Origin of the sequence: Bacillus sp. LUNF1, from assembly GCF_011008975.1 — a bacterium.
GTDB lineage: Bacteria > Bacillota > Bacilli > Bacillales > Bacillaceae > Bacillus > Bacillus velezensis.
Map to the genome: position 1 here is coordinate 599,727 of NZ_CP048876.1, position 22,752 is coordinate 622,478.

Consider the following 22,752-nt stretch of genomic DNA (forward strand, 5'->3'; position numbering starts at 1 on the left):
AGGATGACGCGTATGAGAGTGAATCAAATGACGCTTGTGGAGCATATTGCCGAACTTCGGAAACGATTGCTGATTGTGGCGTTATCCTTTACGGTTTTCTTTATTGCCGGCTTTTTTCTGGCAAAACCTATCATTGTGTATCTTCAAAAAGCCGATGAAGTAAAAGAGCTCACCCTTAATGCTTTTAACCTGACGGATCCGCTGTTTATCTTTTTGCAGTTCGCGTTTATCATCGGCATCATTTTGACTTCGCCGATTATTCTCTATCAGATTTGGGCGTTTGTCAGCCCGGGTCTGTATGAGAAGGAGCGCAAAGTAACACTCAGCTATATTCCGATTTCGATCGTGCTGTTTGTCGGCGGTGTGTCGTTTTCTTATTATATTTTATTTCCGCTGGTCGTTGATTTTATGAAGCGGGTCTCGAATGACCTCGATGTCAACCAGGTGATTGGGATCACTGAGTACTTTCATTTTCTGCTGCAGCTGACGATTCCGTTCGGACTGCTGTTTCAGATGCCGGTGCTGATCATGTTTTTAACGAGACTCGGTGTTATCACGCCTAGGTTTTTATCGAAGATCAGGAAGTACGCATATTTTGTGCTGCTTGTGATCGCCGCGATGATTGCGCCGCCTGAGCTGCTGTCTCACTTGATGATTACCATTCCGCTTTGCATTTTATACGAGATCAGTATCCTGATTTCAAAAGCGGCGTATCGGAAAAGGCAGACCGGCAGTGAATCTGACCAGGACGTATCAGCATAAAAAAGCCATTTCTCAATGATGAGAAATGGCTTTTCTTTTATTTTTGATTTTTTTTCACTTTAAATGAGAAGGCGAACATTTTAAACGAGATGCTGATATTATAAGCGGCGAAAACCATCAGCAGTATGGAATAAAAAGACCACATGCTTCCCGGAGAGCTTGCGGCCAAATACGTAAAGATACAGCCGACTGCGAAATAAATCAAGCCCCAAGTCATTGGGTTCCTCATACAAACAATCCTCCAATAATTAATTGCATTTGCTCACTATGCTGTTCAATATATTTTTGGGCGGGGCCGAGCTGCATGACCACGACAATGGTATTCATCATGACATGGGCGAATATCGGCACAATAATCCGTTTCGTCTGCACATACAAGAACGCAAAGGTAAAGCCCATGGCCGTATACAGCAGCAGGTGCGTGAGGTCTTGATGCACAATGCCGAAAATGACGGAACTGATCAGTCCGGCGATAAAGAAATTCGTTTTTTCACATAATACACCGAAGATGATCTTCCGGAAAATGATTTCTTCAAGAATCGGCCCGACGATTGAAGAAACGATAATCATGAGCGGCATGGCTTTAATAATGTTGAGAATGGCTTTCGTGTTTTCAGAACCGCTGCCCACATGAAAGACATACTGCTCAATCATCCCGGCGATTCCCTGAGAAAATAAAGCGAGCCATATTCCCGCGACCGCCCAGAGAACTGACATGCCGGCGGATGCTTTCTTCCCGTTTCTTAATGTCTGCTTCGGCACGGTTCTCAAAATCAAGAGAACGATAATCAGGCAGATAAAAAAGCTTACGACGGAATAAATCCCCTGAGCCATGGTGAGATTCTCATTCGTAGGGTGCCCGCCCGCATAGCCGAATTTGTACATTAAAGGAATGCCGATCAATGCGGAAAGCTGCATGATAACATATGTCAAAATGATATACCAATACTGTTTTCTCAAATGATATGTACTCCTTTATCCTATAAAATCAACTTATTTGTTCTTATTGTAACACAAGTGAACTTGACGTGAAAAAAGGAGAAAATCAGTGCGAGAGAGAAACATGTAAGCGTGAAAATTTTTTATTCTTATGACTTGAAATTGGAAGTGAGATTCTTTATTATAATAACTGTGTTAGCACTCTTTAGAGCTGAGTGCTAAAATTACATATTCATACTATTGAGGAGGTTATTACATTGTTAAAGCCATTAGGTGATCGCGTTGTCATTGAACTCGTAGAATCTGAAGAAAAAACTGCCAGCGGAATCGTATTACCGGATTCTGCAAAAGAAAAGCCGCAAGAAGGCAAAATCGTGGCAGCCGGTTCAGGTCGCGTGTTGGAAAGCGGAGAGCGCGTTGCTTTAGAAGTAAAAGAGGGCGACCGCATTATCTTCTCAAAATACGCTGGTACTGAAGTGAAATACGAAGGTACTGAATACTTAATCTTACGTGAAAGCGACATTTTAGCTGTAATCGGCTAAGCAAATAAATATTTTTAAAAATTCGAGGAGGTTTCGTTAACATGGCAAAAGATATTAAGTTTAGTGAAGAAGCACGCCGCGCTATGCTTCGCGGTGTCGATGCGCTTGCTGACGCTGTAAAAGTAACTTTAGGGCCAAAAGGACGCAACGTGGTTCTGGAGAAAAAATTCGGTTCTCCGTTAATTACAAATGACGGTGTGACAATCGCAAAAGAAATTGAACTTGAAGATGCGTTTGAAAACATGGGTGCGAAGCTTGTAGCTGAAGTAGCCAGCAAAACAAACGACGTTGCCGGTGACGGTACGACGACTGCGACTGTACTTGCGCAGGCTATGATCCGCGAAGGCCTTAAAAACGTAACTGCGGGGGCTAACCCTGTCGGCGTGCGTAAAGGTATGGAACAAGCTGTAACCGTTGCAATCGAAAACTTAAAAGAAATTTCTAAGCCGATCGAAGGCAAAGAGTCTATCGCTCAGGTTGCTGCGATCTCTGCTGCTGATGAGGAAGTCGGAAGCCTTATCGCTGAAGCAATGGAGCGCGTAGGAAACGACGGCGTCATCACAATCGAAGAGTCTAAAGGTTTCACAACTGAGCTTGAAGTTGTTGAAGGTATGCAATTCGACCGCGGATATGCGTCTCCTTACATGGTGACTGACTCTGATAAGATGGAAGCGGTTCTTGACAATCCTTACATCTTAATCACAGACAAAAAAATCACAAACATTCAAGAAATCCTTCCTGTGCTTGAGCAAGTTGTACAGCAAGGCAAACCATTGCTTCTGATCGCTGAAGATGTTGAAGGGGAAGCTCTTGCTACACTCGTTGTCAACAAACTTCGCGGCACATTCAACGCTGTTGCCGTTAAAGCTCCTGGCTTCGGTGACCGCCGTAAAGCAATGCTTGAAGACATCTCTGTTCTTACAGGCGGAGAAGTGATCACAGAAGACTTAGGCCTTGACCTGAAATCTACTGAAATCGGACAATTGGGACGCGCTTCTAAAGTTGTGGTAACGAAAGAAAACACAACAATCGTAGAAGGCGCCGGCGACACTGAAAAAATTGCTGCACGCGTCAACCAAATCCGCGCTCAAGTGGAAGAAACAACTTCTGAATTCGACAGAGAAAAATTACAAGAGCGTCTTGCGAAACTTGCCGGCGGCGTAGCTGTCATCAAAGTCGGCGCTGCGACTGAAACTGAGCTGAAAGAGCGTAAACTTCGCATCGAAGACGCCCTCAACTCAACTCGCGCAGCTGTTGAAGAAGGCATCGTATCCGGCGGTGGTACAGCGCTTGTCAACGTATACAACAAAGTCGCTGCAGTGGAAGCTGAAGGCGATGCGCAAACAGGTATCAACATTGTGCTTCGCGCGCTTGAAGAGCCGATCCGTCAAATCGCGCACAATGCAGGCCTTGAAGGATCTGTCATCGTTGAGCGCCTGAAAAACGAAAAAATCGGCGTAGGCTTCAACGCTGCAACCGGCGAATGGGTAAACATGATCGAAAAAGGTATCGTTGACCCGACAAAAGTTACACGTTCTGCTCTGCAAAACGCAGCTTCTGTAGCAGCAATGCTCTTAACAACTGAAGCCGTTGTCGCTGACAAACCGGAAGAAAACGCCGGCGGCGCAGGAATGCCTGACATGGGCGGCATGGGCGGTATGGGCGGAATGATGTAATCATCGCCTAGAACCCTTGATATATAGGGGTTTGGAAGGTGGAGATTAGTGAAATGCTAACTTTTTGCTAACTTTCAGTTTTTGAAACAAATTTACTTCACCAATTAGAGAAGACCTTTCGTAAGTTCACTGAACTTATGGGAGGTCTTTTCTTCGATATTTTTTGTCATATGAGCGTAAATATTCATCGTCGTGTTGATGTCTGAATGCCCTAATCTTTCTTGAATCTCCTTTACGCCTGCACCAGCTTCAATGAGAAGGGGATGTATGAGTATGTCTAAAGCTATGGGGTGTAATATGCTTGTCTTTATATCTTTATATGATTCATTGAAAATTAAACATGAATTACTTAAAAACTTATAACAAAAACAAAACATTATTTATAGAAGCTGTAAAATCGCCTATAACACATATTTTTGACATGTGGTCCCCTGAAACCTTGAACGTTCACACACCCCTAGCAGATGAAAGTAATCCCTCTTATGAAAGTAATCCTGTATCTCTTGCCTTTTGCACGGCTTCTTCTCGATTTTTGACTCCCAATTTATCATAGAGAGTGGAAGCGTAATTTCTTACAGTGCCGTTTGATAAGTAAAGTTCCGAAGCAATTGTTTTATAACGAATTCCTTGAGACAAAAGATTCAAAACCTCTAGTTCGCGTTTCGTTAAGCCATACTCTTTTCCATCTAACTTCAATCCGGCTGGCTCTGCCTCATCATTTCCATCCCACATTCTATGGAACAAATCTTGGTCAATCATAGTGGCTCCCCGATAGACGAGGCGAATCGATTCAGCTAGTTCACGTGACTCTATGGATTTTAGCAGATAGCCGTCAGCGCCGCTTCGTATGATTTCCTTCGCCCTTTCTATATCCTGAAACGTTGACAGGATGAGGACACGAATGTCAGGCCACTTCCCCTTGATTATTTTGGTGGTACGAATCCCATCCTGATTGGGCATCTCCAAATCCATTAATACCAAATCTGGATTCAGCCTTCCACACAATTCTACAGCTTGCTCTCCATCTTCAGCCATGCCCACTACCTGCAAGTCCTTCTGTTCATCCAAGATTGTATAGAGACTTTCTCGAATAAACGAATGATCATCGACGATACACAAGCGGATTCGTTCATTGGATAATTGTTCCAACCTAGGTAACGCACATGAGATGAGCGTCCCCTCGCCTTTTTCGGAGTATATAGTGACTCTACCTTGTAATTGTGCCGTACGTTCTTTCATCGCAGTTAACCCGAAGCCATCTTTCCATTCCTCCACTCCGCAGCCATTATCTTGCACATCCAATCTCGTCTGTTGCGGCTCAAAATGCAGTGACACAATGATTTCGGTGGATTGTCCGTGTCGCACAGCATTAGTCAGTGCTTCCTGCAAGCTCCGATACAGTGTCATTTTCACTTGTTTGGGGACCGTGTACTCTTCCCCTATTATTCGAGTGCGTACATTTACTTTTGCATGTTTCTGAAACTCTTCCGCTAATTGTTTCAAGGTAACAATTAGCGGAAGTGCTTCCTGTTGTGAATCCATTTGATGTAAATACGTTCTCACTTCTGCCATACTGTTACGGGCCAATTTCAATAATGAGTCAAGCTTTTGTTCCCCATCTTTTGTCTTTAATTCCGTACGTAATGTTTCCATCCCCATAATGATTGAGGTATAGGAATGTCCCATCGTATCGTGCAAATCTTTTGAGAGTCTATCACGCTCCTCTAGCAAAGTAATTCGTTCAATCTGGGATAAATACTGTTCCAATACACGCTTCTGGTTACGAATAATTTCATTGTTACGGTAATTAACAACGAGTAAGCGAAAGGAAAATCCCATTGCAAAAGCCAGACCCATTTGTAGGATAATCACCCATACATCTATTTCACGGGAAAATATTGCAATGAGAAACGGAAACAAAACAATTGTGATAGAACCCGACCAACGGTATGATTTATGGGCACTATTTGCCGCGATCATGAAAGTCGGCATTAAAAAAGCAAGATAAGCCGCTGGAAATAATAAGATTAAGTAGAAGCAAACTCCACCAAACAAAATTATCTCAGTAAACAGATAATAGCGATAACTGAACATTAAACAAATCCAAGGTACTGAAAATGAGGCTACTTCCCAAAGAATGATGATCCAAAGTGGCACAGTCAAATGGTCTTGATGTTGGATAGTAGTTAACATCATTGAGAGCCAGATGACAAAACGTATACAAAGTAATACCCAGTCATACCAAAACCATTGTTTCAAAATCCCAAACAAATTATCACCCCTTAATAGCTTTGAACATGGAAATCGTGTACTTTCCAATCATTTGAACTAAACTGTTTCCAATACAAGTACGTATCCAGGAGAGAATACCCCCAGCGATCATGACACATATAGATTCCTTCCATGAATTCACAGTTATTCCTAATAAATATACATCAAGATATTGAAAAAGTAACGGTGTAACGATAAATACAAGCGGAGCTACATACAATATAACGGCACATAAGAGGCTAATTACCCCAATAAGAAACTTCTGCATGAGCCAAAAAATAGCCCTCCAATTGTTACTATTAAGAATTGCTTCTTTCGCTTCAATCCATTTATCCCCTCCACTTTTTGTCCTTGGTAGGATTGGCTCTATCGATATATCCGTATAAACCTTCGTCTGAATACGTTCATACTGGACAAACGTGTGAGTTGTCCGCAACACACTCGCTAACAAGGGAATACCTACGAAGATAACTGTCATCACGAGTGCAAATGTAATGCTGGCCAAATAGAAGCAAAAGTAAAACAATCCAGATCCGAAGGTAAACAAAAAAAAGTAGAAATCTTGCAAACTTTTTTGAGCTGCTTCTTTCGACATTAGAGTTTCTCCTCCTTTTTCTTTACTAATACGTTATGAGCCGCTCTTCGATTCTAACTTTTCGCCTGTCACATACGGTAGTGTCAAAGTGTCATGATTTATAGGTCATGACTATAAAACTATCCGTACTACGCTCTATTTTTTATGTCATGCATGAAGATGACGAAAGGTCACTAGCTACTATGACTTTCCGATTGCTACACTCGGTTTATACACTGACGAGCTGACTACTCGTTGTGCTGACAAGAAAATTTCAGTCAAACAAAGGAGAGTCCGAAAATGAAAAAAGCAATCAATACACTCAGTCTCGCAATTCTTCTCACTTCTACTAGCATGATTTCTGCATGTTCCCCACAATCATCAGAAGTTGGAGAATCAAAACCATCGACATCCACGCCCGATGTCCAAATGACGAAAGCTCCCAATAATGCAAAAGAAATAGAATCTTTTGCTGATCCGTTATTTGAGGAAAAAATGAAGGAGTACAATGTAAACGGTTCAAGTTTTGTCGTCGTCCATGATGGAAAGGTCGTCATCAATAAAGGGTACGGTTATGCAGATAAAGAAAAGAAGATTCCCGTCAATAAGGAAACGGTCTTCCAAATTGCTTCAGTCTCGAAAACTTTTACTGCCTTGGCCGTGATGCAACAAGTCGATAAAGGAAAGCTTAAACTAGATCAAGATGTACAACAATATCTCGGTGGATTGAAAATACCCAATAAAACAGGAAAACCCCTCACCCTGTTTGATATGCTGACCTATACCAGCGGCGTGGATTTTCCCGATATCACTACAATAACCGGACCAGAATACGTTAATCAAGATATCCCGATGAAGGAGTTTTTCTCTAAACATATGCCGACGGTGGTACGGCCGCCCGGTGAAGCTTATACGTATGACAACTTCGCATTTGCACTCGCAGGATATGCAGTGGAGAATGTTACGGGCTCATCTTTCTCACGATATATGGAAAAGAATATTTTCAAACCATTAGGCATGAAGTCTACAAGTGTACGTTTTACGCCTGATCTTCTCAAGAGAATGGCTACACATTACGGTCCCACTGGCGATCCTATTCCAACAAGTGGGCATGGTCTAACAGATGCACCACAAGGAAGCATTTTGTCCACTGGAGAAGACATGTCAAAGTACATGATTATGCAGCTACAGAATGGAAAGTTTGGAGGTAAAGAAATCGTAAGTAAAAGAAGCATGGATATGATGCATGACTACCAAGTTTTCGCAGATAAGACGATTCCTGTTGCAACAATTGGATTTGAAACGCCTTTTAATGAATTTGCTAACGGTCAACACGTTGTAATAAAAGGGGGAAGCATGCCGGGACATCAATCAATGCTGATTTTAGTGCCTGAACAAAAAACAGCATTCTTCATGTCTTACAATAATGATTCAATGATGAGTATAGACATATATGAAACTCTCATGGATCACTATTTCCCTGCTAAGAAGAATGAAGTAAAAACAAGTTATCTCCCGTTAGAGGAAAAAGAAGCTCATAAATACTTGGGCTTATTCCAAAATACGCGTTTCGCTGCAATTCGCACTCATTTTACTTATGAAAATGGGAATTTGGTCATGGAGGGTGGAACAACTGGAAAACAAGTTCTCAAAATGATTCATCCGTTGTTATTTGAAGATTCGAAAGGCAACAAAGTTGCTTTCAAAAAGAATTCAGCTGGAGAAATCGCATATTTTCACTACAACTCTCCTAAAAGCCTTGATTTTGTAGCAGATGCCCAGAGAATTAACAACAAACCACCTTTTGATGACGTTCCACAAAAGAGTAACTATAGAAGTCACATTGATAATCTTCATGCTCTAAATATTATGGGTGCTAAAACAGGTAATCTATTCAATCCGATGGACATCATGACACAAGGAGAGTTTGCGGATACGTTGTTACTTGCTTATGGATGGAACGGTTTTCCAGACGACTCCAAGGAGGCAAGGGAAAAAATTATGAAAGGAATTCCAGGGTATGACCGTGCTACTCCGATTACCCGACAGGTCGCAGCAACCATGATTCAAAACTTAAAGCAAATTCATGACATGAAACCGATTCAGCCTGACAAAGCTATTAAAGTAAAATTGCTTGATGCTGCGGATGACTGGGGGGTCCAAGCCATTCAAGCACTTGCCTCACAAGGAATCGTAGACCCTGATACTACCATCCACGCCGACGGATCCTTTACCTTCCGTCCGAAGGATCTGTTACTACGTCAAGAAGCGAGTGCCTTACTCGATTTGGCTTTTGGTTATCATGCTTTGCCTATTAAGCAGAAGTAAGGATTCATCCAAACATGAATCATAGCAAATATTTAAGGGGAGTACCATCATTCTTACAATAGGAGGAAAAATAGCATTTCCTATAGGAGAGATGCTACTTTTCTTCTAACATTTCCATAAACATAACAGCTGTTATTTCTCCATTCCTCCATTTTGAATGAGTTTCTTCTATGTTTAATCAATTCAGAAAGACTTAGTATATGATTATGGAAAAAACGCATGCTAAGCCCTCCAAATTAACTGGAGGGCTTTTTGTAGCTTTGAAATAAAGTCACGATGTTTATAAAAAAGATGCGATATCAATACTTGATTTTGGACTTCCGTAATGAACTATCGGGGCAGGATAGCATTCCTGTAGTTAATCTATTAAACATTCTGACTAAGATACATATAAAAAGGGTTTAATAAGAAACGTGTTAAAAATAAAAAAACATATAAGGAGCTTATAAATTTAACTAGTGTGTTGATCCAAGAAGGACTAATGCACTTTTTTTGTTGAAAAACAGTTTAAATTTCTATAATGGTTCAAACTACTATTATGTGACTTTAGCTTGTTAAGGTTGATAAACGATTTGATTATTATGGGGAAGAAGCATTTGAAAAAAACAAGAGAAATATCGAAAAAGTTCTCCTGCTCCTACACAATATTCTCCGTTCGCGCCATTTTTATTGCTTCTTCACGGTTGTTGACGTCGAGCTTCGAGCAGTAATTGCGGACCGTTTCCTCCGATAAAAATAGCTTTGCGGCGATTGACTTGTAGCGCAGGCCGTTTGACAGATGCTCCAGAATCTCCATTTCTCGTTTCGTAAGCCCGTACGGGTAGCTGTCCTTACTTGAGCCGATCTTCTCCAACTGCTCGCGTTGACGCTTTATCTCTTCGAAAACTCGCGTAGCGACCGATTGGTCGATCCAGGTTCCACCGTTATAAATAAGTTTCAAGGCTTCCTTCATCTCCCGCGGATGAATCGACTTCAGCATGTAGCCTTCCGCCCCGTTCTCCAATGCAGTTGACGCCTGCAAGGTATCCTCAAACGTTGTCATGAGCACAATCTTCATATCAGGCCATCGTTGTTTCATCTCAAGTAAAGCCTCAAGCCCGTCCATTTCCTTCAAGCGCCTTACCCAATTGTTCCACCTCTCCTCGAATCCCAATCGCAGGCTCCCACGAATCAATCAAAAGAATTGCCTTCTGATTAAATTCCATCGCTTTCGTATGCTCGCCTTTACGGAACAGCAGGAGTGCCATCCCGTAATAATAATAAATCAACTCAACCTGATTCGCGTTATGTTTGTCATAAAGCATCTGCTCAAAAGCTTCTTCCGCTTTCTCAAACAGATCACACTTCACGTAAGCTATACCCAAATTGAAATAGGCTTCTATCGTTTTTTCGCCCCCATACATGGAGCTGATCTCATTTGCCGCTTCGTATAATTGAATGGCTTCTTCATTATGACCTTTCACAAAGCTCAGATCTCCGCGAACCAATAGAACTCTGTGCTGAATCGCAGGGGAAATCGGTTGATCTTTGATATCGATTAAAATCACTTCTGCTTTTTCATGACTTCCGGCTTTTAAAAACAGCCTCGATTGCAGTGCGAGTCCCCATACCTTTAGATCGTGAACGTCTTGCTCTTCAGTGTCTGATTGTTCCAGAATCTTCAGTCCGTCTTCAATTTGTTGAAGTGCCCCGTCTAAATCATTGACTTCCATGAGTGCCCAGCCTGCTGTGTCGATTCGGAAGAACGCTTCTAGCGTGTGTTTGCCTAATTGATGGGCGGCGTCGGCGGCTTTACGGCCGTATTCGATTCGTAAGGGCAGGTTGATTCTGCTTAGAAAATGGCTGATGCGGGTGATGAGTTTGATCAGGATGTCATGTTGTCCGGTTTCGCTCGACCATTCGATGACCTTTAGGATGTTCGGCCATTCCTTTTTCATTAGCTCTAAATTCCGTCCCAGCAGATAGCTCCAATAGATGGAATTCGGCTGTTCCCGTTTTATATGGGTTTCCGCATAATCCATATAATAATGCGCCCAGCGGCATCGGGCTTCTTTTGCAAAATCATGATTTTCGGATAAGTGCTGTTCTCCGTAAGCGACAACGGTTTGATGGGCTGCGTATTGAATTCTTCCTTCGCTTCGTTCCGGCTGTATTAAAGCAAATGACCTCATTTGCTCAATCGCGTAATGAAAACGGCGGGCGTCTAATCCGGCCGCTTGAGCCAAGCTTTTTTCGTCAGGGGGCTTAGAGAAAAAGCAAAGCGTCTGCCATAGTTTTCGTGTGTCTTCATGACATCTGTCCCATGTGCGGCCAAAGAGAACCTCAAACAATTCCAATAATGAGTAACCCGCTTGTTTAAGCTCTTGTATGAGCTGGGGAGCGGGGATGTCGTCGTCTGACATGTATGCAATGCTCAGTGCCATGGCCTTCGGGTTGCCGGCAGCTGCCGAGACGAATTCATTCTTAAGGTTAGGTGATAGCTGCAACAGCTGCTCCAGCTTTTCCCGTTTATGCGGGAGGTTGCATGTTTGCAGACAGCGGTGCACTTCTTGATGGAAAAATTCAAGGGCATCCGTTTGTTCAAGGCCGCTCAGCTGGATGGCCGCCAGTTCCCCGAGGCCGTCCCGGTATGTCTGTTTTACGTTTTCCCGTGCCGTAAGGAGGACTTTTACGCCTTGCGGAAGGCCGATGATAAATTCGTGAATGTCACGTTCCGCTGTATCAATGCTGTCAACGATCAGCAATACCGGTGTTTCATTTGAATGAGCGGCTAATGCATTGCGGACGACGAACCGTTTTTCGTTGATTGATTTGTCGATTTGTTCGGTGCGTCCGAGCTGATAGGCGATCGTGTTTAAAAAATCGCTGAAGCTCAATCCTTTCCAGTCAGCGCTGATCCAGATGATGCTGTTGAATGCCGGCCAATCTGGTGAATCGCCGGCACAAAGGTAGGCTGCTTCAAGAGCGATCGTTGTTTTTCCCATGCCGGCCCAGCCTGTGATTAAACAGACCGGTGACGGAGACAGCATCCATTGTCGGATCGCTTCCATATCAAAGCCGCGTCCGATAAAGTTCCCCGTCCGGCGTGATGGTAGGTTATGCGTGACGGACTTTCTTGTAAGCGCATTCGTTTCGTGGCTTTGTCTGTCATGAAACAGCCGCTTTACTGCTTTTTCAACATCTTCATCACTCGGCGCTCCGAATGATCCGTCTTTCCGGAGTATTTTTGCTTTTTTTAGACAAGACGCCGTCCAAACGGGCAATGCGGGTTTGATGACGGGAATGGTGGTGGTTTCCAGAAGGCCGGTCAGCCATTCAGGATCCATGTCAGTCTTTTCTATAATAATCCAGATCATCCCGAACAGCTTTCCGTCGTCAATTCGTCCGGGAATGTAGTTTGCGCCCATCTGTCCGATCCAGCTTTTGATCGTGTTAGAGGAAACGCCTATTCGGAGTGCGATTTGCTCTATATAAGACTGTCTGGATTTTACGTTCTTTGTCCTTTTAATTTTGAAATCAGGATGATGTTTCAGCGATTTGACGGCAGGTGCCAGCAGTTCTGCAAATTGTGTCCGGTTTTCAAGTTCAGCCATTAGCCTGCACCTCCTATTAGTACTATTTTATCAATTCAGTGTTTTTTGTATATGAAAAAATAAAAAGTACAGTGCGGCTGTCCTTTTATACAGCAGGAAAGGCTGTTGTACGTCTTGAAAAGCAGATAAAATAGGGGCAGTAATAGAGAAAACAAAAATGTATGCACTTACATTTCAAAGCAGAGAAAGGATTTTGCCAAATGACTCACACAGTGCCTCAAAACATGAAAGCGGCGGTTATGCACAACACGAGAGAAATCAAAATCGAAACATTGCCCGTGCCTGAGATCAATCATGATGAAGTATTGATAAAGGTGATGGCTGTCGGAATTTGCGGATCTGATCTGCATTACTATACAAATGGCAGAATAGGCAATTATGTAGTGGAAAAACCATTTATCCTCGGTCATGAATGCGCGGGGGAAATTGCCGCCGTCGGATCGTCTGTCGATCAATTCAAGGTGGGAGACCGTGTCGCCGTCGAACCCGGTGTCACATGCGGACGCTGTGAGGCGTGCAAGGAGGGGCGTTATAATCTTTGCCCGGATGTACAGTTTTTGGCGACACCGCCGGTTGACGGCGCGTTTGTCCAATATATCAAAATGCGTCAGGACTTTGTTTTCTCGATTCCGGATTCACTATCCTATGAAGATGCGGCTTTGATCGAACCGTTTTCTGTCGGCATTCATGCGGCCGCGAGAACAAAGCTTCAGCCCGGATCAACAATTGCGATTATGGGAATGGGGCCTGTAGGATTAATGGCTGTTGCGGCAGCGAAAGCATACGGGGCAGGCACAATCATTGTGACCGACTTGGAGCCGCTGCGGTTAGATGCCGCGAAAAAAATGGGCGCGACGCATGTCATTAATGTCCGGGAACAGGATGCCGGTGAAGAAATCACAACGATCACGAATGGCAGAGGCGTTGATGCTGCCTGGGAAACAGCGGGGAATCCGGCGGCATTGCAATCCGCACTGGCTTCCGTGCGCCGGGGCGGAAAACTGGCGATTGTCGGTTTGCCTTCTCAGAATGAGATTCCGCTCAATGTGCCGTTTATTGCAGATAACGAGATTGATATATACGGAATCTTCCGTTATGCGAATACGTATCCGAATGGAATTGAATTTCTCGCTTCCGGCATAGTGGACACGAAGCACCTTATAACGGACCAATATCCGCTGGAGCAGACGCAAGAGGCGATGGAACGGGCCTTTCAATACAAAAATGAATGCTTAAAAGTGATGGTGTATCCAAATCGCTGAGTGAACGGGGAGGATCTTTGCATTCTCCCTCTTGCTTATCAAAAATGAAAACGGATTCTTGGGGTGGGAAATGATGATTGAAACAGAAAAAGCAGCGGCAGTAAAGACGAAATATCGCGGCCTGTCCTGGATGGAACGGATCGGCTACGGATTCGGCGATATGTCGTACAATATTATCTTTCAGTTTGTAAACGCATACTTATTATTCTACTATACAGACGTCGGCGGCATTAAGCCTGCGGTCATTGCAGCTTTGTTTCTTATCGTAAGGGTGCTGGACGCTATTTTTGACCCGATTATGGGCGCGATTTTAGACAAGACGAATACAAGATGGGGAAAGGCAAGGCCGTATCTTTTGTGGGTGGCGTTTCCTTTTGCGCTATTTACGTTCTTATGCTTCACGACCCCCCATTTCGGCGAGACGGGGAACATGGTTTATGCGTATATCACTTATATTCTGCTTGGGATGTCCTTCAGCATGCAGACGATTCCGGTCAACAGCTTAACGGGGCGGATGACGAATTCCGTGGAGGAACGGACGGTTCTGACGACGACCCGGATGATTTTGGTTTATATCGGAATTCTGTTATCGATTTCCTGTGCGACACCGCTTGCGGACGCCATCGGCGGGAAAGATCAGGCGTTTGGATTCCAAATGACGGCGCTTATCTATGCGGCGGTGAGCATCGCATTGAATCTGTTCAGTTTCTTTACTGTGCGGGAACGGATTCAGCCTGAAAAAAGAAAAAAACAAGGAATGAAAAAGACGTTGTCTGTTTTGTTCCGAAACAAGCCTTTGCTCATTTTGGTTTCTGCATTTTTGGCGTTTGCGATTGGGTTTAACATTAAGCTCAGCACGATGGTGTACTATTTTACGTATAACGTCAGCCATAAGGAATTTGTGTTTTTAGGAACCGTGTTGTTTTTCGGCGCAGCGCTGATCAGCAATCTGTTTATTCCTTTCTTTTCTGAGAAGCGGGGCCGGAAGCAGGTTATGATCATCACGGCGGCGCTATCGCTGATTTCTTATGCGGGCCTTCAGTTTACATCGTATTCTTCGCTGCCGCTTATTTTCTTTTGGCTTTTCGTTTCGGGATTTTTTACGACGCCTTTAAATACGCTTGCTTGGGGAATGGTTGCCGATTGTGTCGATTATGCGGAATGGAAAACCGGAGTCCGGGCTGATGGCGTGGTGATTTCGAGCATGAGTTTCATCAATAAGCTCGGAGTTGCGTTAGCCGGGTCATTTTCGGCCGTTTATCTCGGAATCGCCGGATATGCCGCGAATACCGATCAGACGGTCTCGTCATTGAATGCGATTAAAAATATGAATGCGCTCATTCCGGGATTGTTCATTCTGCTGTCTATTATTCTTATTTCTTTTTATCCTTTAACTGAAAAAAAATATCAGCAGATGATGTCTGATCTGGAGCAAAGGGCTGCCAGATAAGTATACGTAAAATTTAAAATATTCTATGTAAACGGTTGTATTTATGACAGAAAGCACTATACTGAAACTATAATCGAGAATTGATAAATGAGTGTGATAATGTGGGAAGCCAATCTGTTATTTGTATTGGAGAATTGTTAATTGATTTCTTTTGTACCGATGTGGATGTTGATTTGACGGAAGGGCGCAATTTCTTAAAAAGTGCCGGCGGCGCACCGGCGAATGTGTCGGCAGCGATTGCTAAGCTGGGCGGAGACGCGGCTTTCAGCGGAAAAACAGGCAAAGATCCGTTCGGGTATTTTCTGAAGCAGACATTGGACGCCGTACATGTCGATACCTCTATGCTCGTCATAGATGAGAAAGCGTCTACAACGCTTGCGTTTGTTTCATTAAAACAAAACGGGGAGCGCGACTTTGTGTTTAACAGAGGAGCGGACGCTTTGTTTACGCTGGATGATATTGATCTGGAAAAGGTAAACGATGCCAAAATCCTTCATTTCGGATCAGCGACGGCATTGTTATCTGATCCGTTTTGCTCAGCCTATTTACGGCTGATGTCGATTGCGAAAGACAATGGACAGTTTATTTCCTTCGATCCTAACTACCGTGAGGATTTATGGAAAGGAAGAGTTTCAGAGTTTATAAACACCGCAAAAAAAGCCGTTGCCGTAAGTGATTTTGTGAAAGTCAGTGACGAAGAGCTTGAGATCATCAGCGGTGCGAAGGATCATAAAGAAGGTGTTGCGGTTCTTCATGAGCTCGGGGCCGATATTGTGGCGGTGACACTCGGGAAAAGCGGGACCCTTCTTTCAAATGGGAAGGATATTGACATCATTCCGAGCATTCCGGTGACATCAATAGACTCAACGGGAGCGGGAGATGCGTTTGTCGGCGCGGCGCTGTATCAGCTGGCACGCACCGATGAGATTCAGACAGCAGCCGAAGATTTTGCGAAGCTGCGTGATATTGTCTCATTTGCCAATAAGGTGGGGGCGCTCGTGTGCACCAAAATCGGTGCGATCGATGCTTTGCCGAGTTTAAAAGAGGTTGAAGTATCACTGTAAAATATCGAGGATGCTTCTTGAAAGTCATCGGACTTCGGGAAGCATCCTCTTTTATTTAGGTCTGAAACCCTTTTCGATATACGGTATACTTTAGAAAGGCATCCAGTAAATTGAACCGCTGTGAAGTACATACAATAACTTTTTTATCAGTTCTGAGTAAAACCAAGTTTCTGCTGCTGCCGTCATGTATAGTGTGACGGCCTGTGATATTGAACCGCGGAGGAATGTTTTTCATGAAACATGTTTTTCTTATTGTGCAATGCGCGTTTTCTGTTTTTTGTTTTCTTTGTCTCGCCGCTGTCAATTGGTATCAGGGGAGTGAGCTTGTTTCTGATTCGTTTGATTGGAATTATACGGCTAAATTCTCAAAGCTTTTGAATGGGACGGATACGATTACAAGTCCGGAACAGATTTCGCAGCTGGATTTCTTTGTGTATGCGGCGAAGCATTATCCGTTAGTGAGCGGGTTGATGATCGGGCTTTTTATTTATTTTTTGTTCTCACTGTATCTGGTCGTGAAAAATTTCCGCCGGTACAAATGGGTTGAATGAGACTATTTTCATATAAAATACATAAATTCATGAGAAAATGAAACTTTTTTTGAAAAAAACAGTATATATAACTATGAACTTGTTACTATTTAATTTTGGGAGGAAAATGAAAAATGAGTATTTTAGGAAGATTTAAAGACATCATGTCAAGCAATATCAATGCGCTGCTGGATAAAGCTGAAAACCCTGAAAAAATGGTTGATCAATATTTGCGGAATCTGAACAATGATTTAGGAAAAGTGAAAGCGGAGACGGCTTCTGTCATGGCTGAGGAACAGCGGGCGAAAAGAGCGTTAACAGAATGCCAGGCTGATGCCAAAAAGATGGAAAGTTATGCGATGAAAGCGTTGCAGGCCGGCAATGAAGCCGATGCGCGGACATTTTTGGAAAGGAAAGCGGCTGTTGAATCAAGACTGACTGAGCTGCAGACGGCTTATCAGCTCGCTTCTTCCAACGCGTCTCAAATGCGCAAAATGCATGACAAGCTTGTCGCTGATATCGGAGAGCTTGAGTCGCGCCGAAATGCCATCAAAGCGAAGTGGTCTGTGGCAAAGACGCAGGAGAGAATGAACAAATTGGGGTCCTCTGTGTCAAATGCGGGCCAATCGATGACAGCTTTCGGCAGAATGGAAGACAAGGTCAACCAAGCGCTTGATCATGCCAATGCGATGGCTGAGCTGAACGCGTCTCCGAAAGACGATATTGACGATCTGACGGCTAAATATGACAGCAATCAAAGCAGTGTCGATGATGAATTGGCGGCGCTCAAGCAGAAAATGCTTTTCAGTAAAGATCAATAGACAGCGGGCTGCAGTTTTGTCCGATATAAAGAGAAAGTGAGAGAAACAGAATGATCATTTCTTATAAATGCCCGAACTGCGGCGATGATATGGTCTTTGACAGTTCATCCGGCATGCTGACATGTCACAGCTGCGGGCGGCAGGATCAGATTGAGAGCCTGCCAAAAGAGTATATAACGACGAGATTTTCCGAAAATGAGGCGAACGAGTACCGATGTGAGAATTGCGGCGCGGTATTAATGACTGAGGCGGAAACGACGGCCACGACGTGCGGGTTTTGCGGAGGAGCCGCCGTTCTCGCCGACCGATTATCGGGAAATCTCGCGCCTTCGATGGTGATTCCTTTTACGATCAGTAAAGAAGAAGCCATGAACGCTTTTAAAAAGTGGTGCCGAAACGGCCGTCTGACACCGAAAGGATTTATGTCTGCCGATCGGGTGAAGAGCATAACGGGCATGTACGTGCCGTTTTGGATGTTTGACTTAAACAGCAAGGTTCAGGTCAATGCCGTTTGTACGAGAGTGCATCACTATGATGATGGAGAATACCGGGTGACGGAGACCGAGTATTACAACGCGTACCGCGATATCAATCTTGATTATCTCAAAATTCCGGTCGACGCTTCAGAAAAAATGAGTGATGAATTAATGGACAAATTGGAGCCTTACTCATACAGTGAGCTGAAGGAGTTTAATACGGCCTATTTAGCGGGATATATAGCGGAAAAGTACAATTATACCGATGACGATCTCTTTCCGCGGGCGAAGGATAAAATCAGCCATTATATTGATTCTTATATCAGATCCACCTTCTCCGGATATACGAAGGCTGACATTACGGATGAGCAGATTCAGACCGATAAAATCAGCAGCTTTTACGTACTGCTTCCGGTCTGGATGGTCAGCTACGACTATGAGCGGGCTGAACACATTTTTGCGATGAACGGGCAGACGGGCAAGGTTGTCGGCAAACCGCCGATCAGTGCCGGAAAAGTGGCCGCGTGGTTCGGCGGCATAACCGCCGGTGCGTTTTTAGCATTAAGACTCGTCTCACTTATGATAGGAGGCGGTTTTTGATGAAAGTATCGATGAAAAAAGCGTGTCTCTTCTGCTTCGTCCTTTTTCTGATGCTGTCTTTTGGTTTACATACATCGGCGTCTGCCGCGGAACAGAAGCATGTTTATGACAATGCTCATTTATTAACGAAGGATGAAACGAAGAAACTTGAGGAATTGGCCGGGAAGCTCGGGGCAAAGCGCCATACCGATTTTATCATTCTGACCGCAAATGGAACGGGCGGTAAGGATATCGAGCAGTACGCCGGTGATTTTTATGACAGTCATTTTAGCGGAAGCACGGCGATTTTGACCATTGATATGAAAAATCGGGAAGTATTTATCTCCGGATATAAAAAGGCGGAGACGTATTTGAATAACAGCCGGCTGAATACGATCAGAAATACGATCTCGTCAGATATTTCCGCAGGCCATTATGAAAAGGCGTTTCAGACCTACATCAAGTTGGCTTATAAAGATATGGGGAAAAGCCCGGACGACAAGTCTGACAATCTGCTGCTCACATGGTGGTTTCAGCTCATTATTGCCGCAGCCGCGGCCGGAATCGCCGTCACTGTGATGGTGTACAATTCCGGCGGCAAGGTCACCGTCACCGGCAGCACGTATATGGATCACGATACGTCTGAAGTGCTGAGCCAGCACGACACATATATCCGAACCGACGTTACAAGAGAAAAAAAGCCTGATAAAGATAATGACAATGACGGCGGAGTCACGAGGGGCGGCACGAGTTACAGCGGAAGCAAGGGTAGTTTTTAAATTATATGTAAAGGATTTGAGCATACATGGGTTTTTTCAGAAATCAGTTAGCAAATGTGGTGGAATGGGAAGAATTCAGAGACGACATGGTTTTCTATAAATGGAACAACCGTGAAATTAAAAAAGGCAGCCGTCTGATCATCCGGCCGGGACAGGATGCCATCTTTTTATACAACGGGAAAATTGAAGGGATTTTCCGTGATGACGGCGATTATGATATCGAATCAGAAATCATTCCGTTTCTATCTACACTAAAAGGGTTTAAGTTTGGCTTTAACAGCGGCATGCGGGCTGAAGTGCTGTTTGTGAATACGAAGGAGTTCACCGTGAAATGGGGCACAAAAAACGCCATCAACATTCCGGCGGCAGGTATGCCGGGCGGTATGCCGATCCGCGCAAACGGCACATTTAACTTCAAGGTCATTGACTACATCGGATTGATTGATAAGATTGCGGGTGTCAAAGACAGCTATTTAGTGGAGGACATTAAAATCCGGATTACGTCTATTCTCGATCAGCTTTTGATGAAATGGATCACCAGAGAAGGAAAAGACATGTTCAATCTGCAGTCGAATTCCTTTGAAATCGGAAAAGGGATTCAAGAAGATCTTGATATGCAGCTGATCGGAGACGGCATGTCGATTACGGGCTTCAATATTATGAGCTTTAACTATCCGCAGGAAGTTCAGGATATGATTACGAAAAATGCCTCTTACGGTATGGTGGGCGATGTGAACCGCTATCAGCAGATTTCCATGACGGACGGAATGTCATCCGGCAAAATGAACGGAAGCGGCGCCGCCTCAGACATGGCGGGCATGATGATGGGAATGAATGTGGCAAATCAAATGATGAACCAAATGAACCAAAATCAGCAGAACCAGCCGCAGCAAGATCAAAGTCAGCAGAATCAGGGGACGGCACCGGCAAACGGCTCGGAAGGAGCGGCTAAGCCGAAATTCTGTCCGAACTGCGGAACGAAAACGGAAGGCGCGAATTTTTGTCCGAATTGCGGACAGAAGCTTGCGTGACGATATACGAAAAAGAGGCCTTTTTTGGGCCTCTTTTTTTGTCATGATTTCATTGTTTGAACGATGAGGGATGTCAGCGCTTTTGATCCCTCAGGTATGAGATGGACGCCGTCCGGTGTGAAGTATTCAGGGTGCTGCAATGCTTTTGCGTGCCAATCGACAAGCGTCACATTTTTCCGTGACTCGGCCTGCCGGCGCAATGATTCGTTTACTTTGCTTTCCCACTGCCGCGGCACACGTGTGTTGACAAGATAGATATCGGCTTTTGAAAAGGAGCTGATCAGTGATTCAATTTGGCTGTTTGTGAAATAGCCGTTCGTCCCTAACTCGATGATGACCGCTTTGTCCGGCTGATTAAATGACGCATATTCCGAAGTGAGCTGGAGTGCTTGAGAGACTTGTCTTCCTACCTTTCCGTCGATGGTGACATGAGGGAGGGACTGCCGCAGGTATGACGCAATGTCCAGCATCACCGAGTCACCGATGGCCAGCACGTCTTGCTGAGGCTGTGTTTGTTTTGAATCAGCCGCTTTTTGAGATGACCGTTCCTTTTTCTCTTCGTTTTTCTTTGTATTTGATTTGTCTGCTGGTTCTTTCTTGTTTTTGTCTGACGCGGTGTCCGTTTTTTCGCCGCCGTGTTTTTTCTTGCTGTCTTCTTCTTTTGCAGGCTGATCGTGATCGGCCGTTTTGTGCGAAGAGGCGGCGGTTTCTTGCTGATCATTTTGCGCGTACGTCCATTGCGGCTGTTTTTTCTCTTCGGCTATCCCTGACAGCCCGCCCGCAAATACGAGAATGGCGGCAAGAATAAGGCCGAGCGACATTCGGCTGATGACAGAGGACGTCTTCCATTCCAGAAAGCGGTTCAGAAACACGCGGCGTAAAAATGGCCGGAAGCCCGCAGTGCGGATCGGCTGTTCAATGAAATGGTAAGACAGCTCGGCAAGAATGAAAGTGGCGCCGATTCTGACGGCGCAGTGCCAATAAACCGGATTTCCGATTTCCTGTACGGGTGTGCTCAGCACGATAACCGGGTAATGCCAAAGGTAGATTCCGTATGATCTCGTTCCGATCCAGCGAAGCGGCTTCCATGAAAGGACATGTCCCAAAAAGCTGCTCGGATGGCATAAACATGCGACAAGAACCGCTGCGGTGATGCTGATCAAAAGCATGCCGCCCTTGTACAGGAAGGGTTCATATTCATCCGTGTAAAAGACGCAAAGCAGCAGCGCGGCAAAAGCGGCAAGCTCCGTCCCGTGAAGCAGGTGTTTCATGCTGCTCGGCAGCCGTTTGGAAGATAATCGTTTCATCGGCCACACTAAAGCTAAAGCGCAGCCGATCAGCAATTCAAATGAGCGGGTATCCGTCCCGTAATAAACGCGGCTCGGATCTCCGCCGGGCACATACATCATACTCATTACGACTGCAGAACATAACGCGAGGAACATGACCGCGGCCGCAAGCCGGGCCCGTGTTTTACATATGTACATTCCCGCAAGCAGCAGGAACGGCCATATGATATAAAACTGTTCTTCAATCGCCAGCGACCAAAGGTTTTTTAATGGCGAAGGGGAGCCGAAGCTGTCGAAATAAGAAAGTTGATGAAAGATAAACCACCAATTGCTTATGTAAAAAAGTGAGGAGACCGCATCCCCGCGTACGGTATGCAGGAGCTCGCTGTTAAACAATACGACCCAAATGACCGTCGTGATAATCATGAGATAAGCCGCCGGCAGAAGCCGCCTGATCCGGCGCACCCAAAAATCACGAAAATCAAGGGTAATGGCATTGCCTTGGGCAGGCAATATAATAGATGTAATTAAATACCCCGATAAAACAAAAAAGATATCAACACCAATGAAACCGCCGTCGGCCCAGTTGAAATTCAGATGATATGCGATAACTGCGAGGACGGCAAAGGCGCGAAGTCCATCCAGTCCGGGAATATAGCGGTGATGCAGTGACTTGTCTGACATGGTATTCCTCCAATAATGTGTGCGGAAATTCTCGCTGTTTTGCGGATGGCTATGGCAGATTTCTGTACAGTCTTCCATTTGTTCCGTTAATTAGACGCATTC

General features: G+C 44.5%; 18 protein-coding genes and 3 pseudogenes. 12 read left to right on the forward strand and 9 right to left on the reverse strand.

Translation table 11 applies throughout. The annotated features are described in order from the left end of the window. Window positions 1-3 precede the first annotated feature (3 nt). The gene (tatC, locus tag G4O42_RS03170) at window positions 4-762 is read left to right on the forward strand and encodes a twin-arginine translocase subunit TatC (RefSeq protein ID WP_007609791.1); all 759 of its coding nucleotides are present in this window, start codon (window positions 4-6) and stop codon (window positions 760-762) included. A gap of 37 nt (window positions 763-799) precedes the next feature. Here the strand turns inward: tatC and G4O42_RS03175 are convergent, their stop codons facing one another. Both G4O42_RS03175 and G4O42_RS03180 read right to left on the reverse strand, forming a co-directional pair. Beyond that, on the reverse strand, window positions 800-991 hold the full coding sequence (locus tag G4O42_RS03175; protein ID WP_003155975.1) for a YdiK family protein: 192 nt from the start codon (window positions 989-991) through the stop codon (window positions 800-802). Next, window positions 988-1,722, reverse strand: coding sequence for a CPBP family intramembrane glutamic endopeptidase (locus tag G4O42_RS03180; protein WP_032872592.1), 735 nt, complete (start codon window positions 1,720-1,722; stop codon window positions 988-990). Before G4O42_RS03180 ends, G4O42_RS03175 begins: the two co-directional genes overlap by 4 nt. A 236-nt stretch (window positions 1,723-1,958) precedes the next feature. Here G4O42_RS03180 and groES point away from each other — a divergent pair, with 236 nt between their 5' ends. Together groES and groL are read left to right on the forward strand one after the other, a co-directional pair. Beyond that, window positions 1,959-2,243 (forward strand): co-chaperone GroES, encoded by a 285-nt coding sequence (groES, locus tag G4O42_RS03185; RefSeq protein WP_003155970.1) that lies wholly within the window; start codon window positions 1,959-1,961, stop codon window positions 2,241-2,243. Between the two features lie 41 nt (window positions 2,244-2,284). Next, on the forward strand, window positions 2,285-3,919 hold the full coding sequence (gene groL, locus G4O42_RS03190) for a chaperonin GroEL (protein WP_003155941.1): 1,635 nt from the start codon (window positions 2,285-2,287) through the stop codon (window positions 3,917-3,919). A gap of 104 nt (window positions 3,920-4,023) precedes the next feature. On the opposite strand, the pseudogene G4O42_RS03195 reads toward groL, so the two are convergent. The 3 genes and pseudogenes from G4O42_RS03195 to G4O42_RS03205 all read right to left on the reverse strand — a co-directional run. Further along, window positions 4,024-4,222 (reverse strand): annotated as a pseudogene (locus G4O42_RS03195) (tyrosine-type recombinase/integrase); the annotation flags it as partial. 177 nt (window positions 4,223-4,399) lie between these two features. Beyond that, window positions 4,400-6,190, reverse strand: coding sequence for a helix-turn-helix transcriptional regulator (locus G4O42_RS03200; RefSeq protein ID WP_032872588.1), 1,791 nt, complete (start codon window positions 6,188-6,190; stop codon window positions 4,400-4,402). A 4-nt stretch (window positions 6,191-6,194) separates the two neighbouring features. Further along, the gene (locus G4O42_RS03205) at window positions 6,195-6,785 is read right to left on the reverse strand and encodes a sensor domain-containing protein (RefSeq protein WP_032872586.1); all 591 of its coding nucleotides are present in this window, start codon (window positions 6,783-6,785) and stop codon (window positions 6,195-6,197) included. Between the two features lie 279 nt (window positions 6,786-7,064). On the opposite strand from G4O42_RS03205, the gene G4O42_RS03210 reads away from it, so the two are divergent. Beyond that, on the forward strand, window positions 7,065-9,092 hold the full coding sequence (locus G4O42_RS03210; RefSeq protein WP_032872584.1) for a serine hydrolase domain-containing protein: 2,028 nt from the start codon (window positions 7,065-7,067) through the stop codon (window positions 9,090-9,092). A gap of 94 nt (window positions 9,093-9,186) precedes the next feature. On the opposite strand, the pseudogene G4O42_RS19885 reads toward G4O42_RS03210, so the two are convergent. The 3 genes and pseudogenes from G4O42_RS19885 to G4O42_RS03220 all read right to left on the reverse strand — a co-directional run. Continuing rightward, window positions 9,187-9,264, reverse strand: a pseudogene (locus tag G4O42_RS19885) (recombinase family protein); the annotation flags it as partial. Window positions 9,265-9,729: 465 nt separating this feature from the next. After that, window positions 9,730-10,209 (reverse strand): annotated as a pseudogene (locus G4O42_RS03215) (LuxR C-terminal-related transcriptional regulator); the annotation flags it as partial. After that, a complete protein-coding gene (locus G4O42_RS03220) occupies window positions 10,184-12,685 on the reverse strand; it encodes a tetratricopeptide repeat protein (protein WP_032872580.1) in 2,502 nt (833 codons plus the stop codon). The pseudogene G4O42_RS03215 and the gene G4O42_RS03220, both read right to left, overlap by 26 nt. A 200-nt stretch (window positions 12,686-12,885) precedes the next feature. Here G4O42_RS03220 and gutB point away from each other — a divergent pair, with 200 nt between their 5' ends. The 8 genes from gutB to G4O42_RS03260 all read left to right on the forward strand — a co-directional run bounded on the left by gutB (window position 12,886) and on the right by G4O42_RS03260 (window position 20,677). Further along, window positions 12,886-13,947 carry a sorbitol dehydrogenase gene (gene gutB, locus G4O42_RS03225; protein ID WP_032872577.1) on the forward strand — a complete coding sequence of 354 codons (1,062 nt, stop codon included), beginning with the start codon at window positions 12,886-12,888 and terminating at the stop codon, window positions 13,945-13,947. Window positions 13,948-14,020: 73 nt separating this feature from the next. Next, on the forward strand, window positions 14,021-15,397 hold the full coding sequence (locus tag G4O42_RS03230) for an MFS transporter (protein WP_032872604.1): 1,377 nt from the start codon (window positions 14,021-14,023) through the stop codon (window positions 15,395-15,397). A gap of 101 nt (window positions 15,398-15,498) precedes the next feature. Next, on the forward strand, window positions 15,499-16,461 hold the full coding sequence (locus G4O42_RS03235; protein WP_032872575.1) for a carbohydrate kinase family protein: 963 nt from the start codon (window positions 15,499-15,501) through the stop codon (window positions 16,459-16,461). Between the two features lie 233 nt (window positions 16,462-16,694). Further along, a complete protein-coding gene (locus tag G4O42_RS03240; protein ID WP_032872573.1) occupies window positions 16,695-17,012 on the forward strand; it encodes a YjdJ family protein in 318 nt (105 codons plus the stop codon). A gap of 113 nt (window positions 17,013-17,125) precedes the next feature. Then, window positions 17,126-17,812, forward strand: coding sequence for a PspA/IM30 family protein (locus G4O42_RS03245; RefSeq protein ID WP_032872571.1), 687 nt, complete (start codon window positions 17,126-17,128; stop codon window positions 17,810-17,812). A 50-nt stretch (window positions 17,813-17,862) separates the two neighbouring features. Continuing rightward, window positions 17,863-18,888 (forward strand): TFIIB-type zinc ribbon-containing protein, encoded by a 1,026-nt coding sequence (locus G4O42_RS03250; protein WP_032872569.1) that lies wholly within the window; start codon window positions 17,863-17,865, stop codon window positions 18,886-18,888. Further along, the gene (locus G4O42_RS03255) at window positions 18,888-19,646 is read left to right on the forward strand and encodes a TPM domain-containing protein (RefSeq protein WP_032872567.1); all 759 of its coding nucleotides are present in this window, start codon (window positions 18,888-18,890) and stop codon (window positions 19,644-19,646) included. The genes G4O42_RS03250 and G4O42_RS03255 overlap by 1 nt, the downstream gene beginning before the upstream one ends. A gap of 26 nt (window positions 19,647-19,672) precedes the next feature. Next, window positions 19,673-20,677, forward strand: a complete 1,005-nt coding sequence (locus G4O42_RS03260) for an SPFH domain-containing protein (RefSeq protein WP_029973761.1) — start codon at window positions 19,673-19,675, stop codon at window positions 20,675-20,677. A gap of 41 nt (window positions 20,678-20,718) precedes the next feature. Here the strand turns inward: G4O42_RS03260 and G4O42_RS03265 are convergent, their stop codons facing one another. Then, window positions 20,719-22,650 (reverse strand): acyltransferase family protein, encoded by a 1,932-nt coding sequence (locus G4O42_RS03265; RefSeq protein ID WP_032872565.1) that lies wholly within the window; start codon window positions 22,648-22,650, stop codon window positions 20,719-20,721. Between the last annotated feature and the right edge of the window lie 102 nt (window positions 22,651-22,752).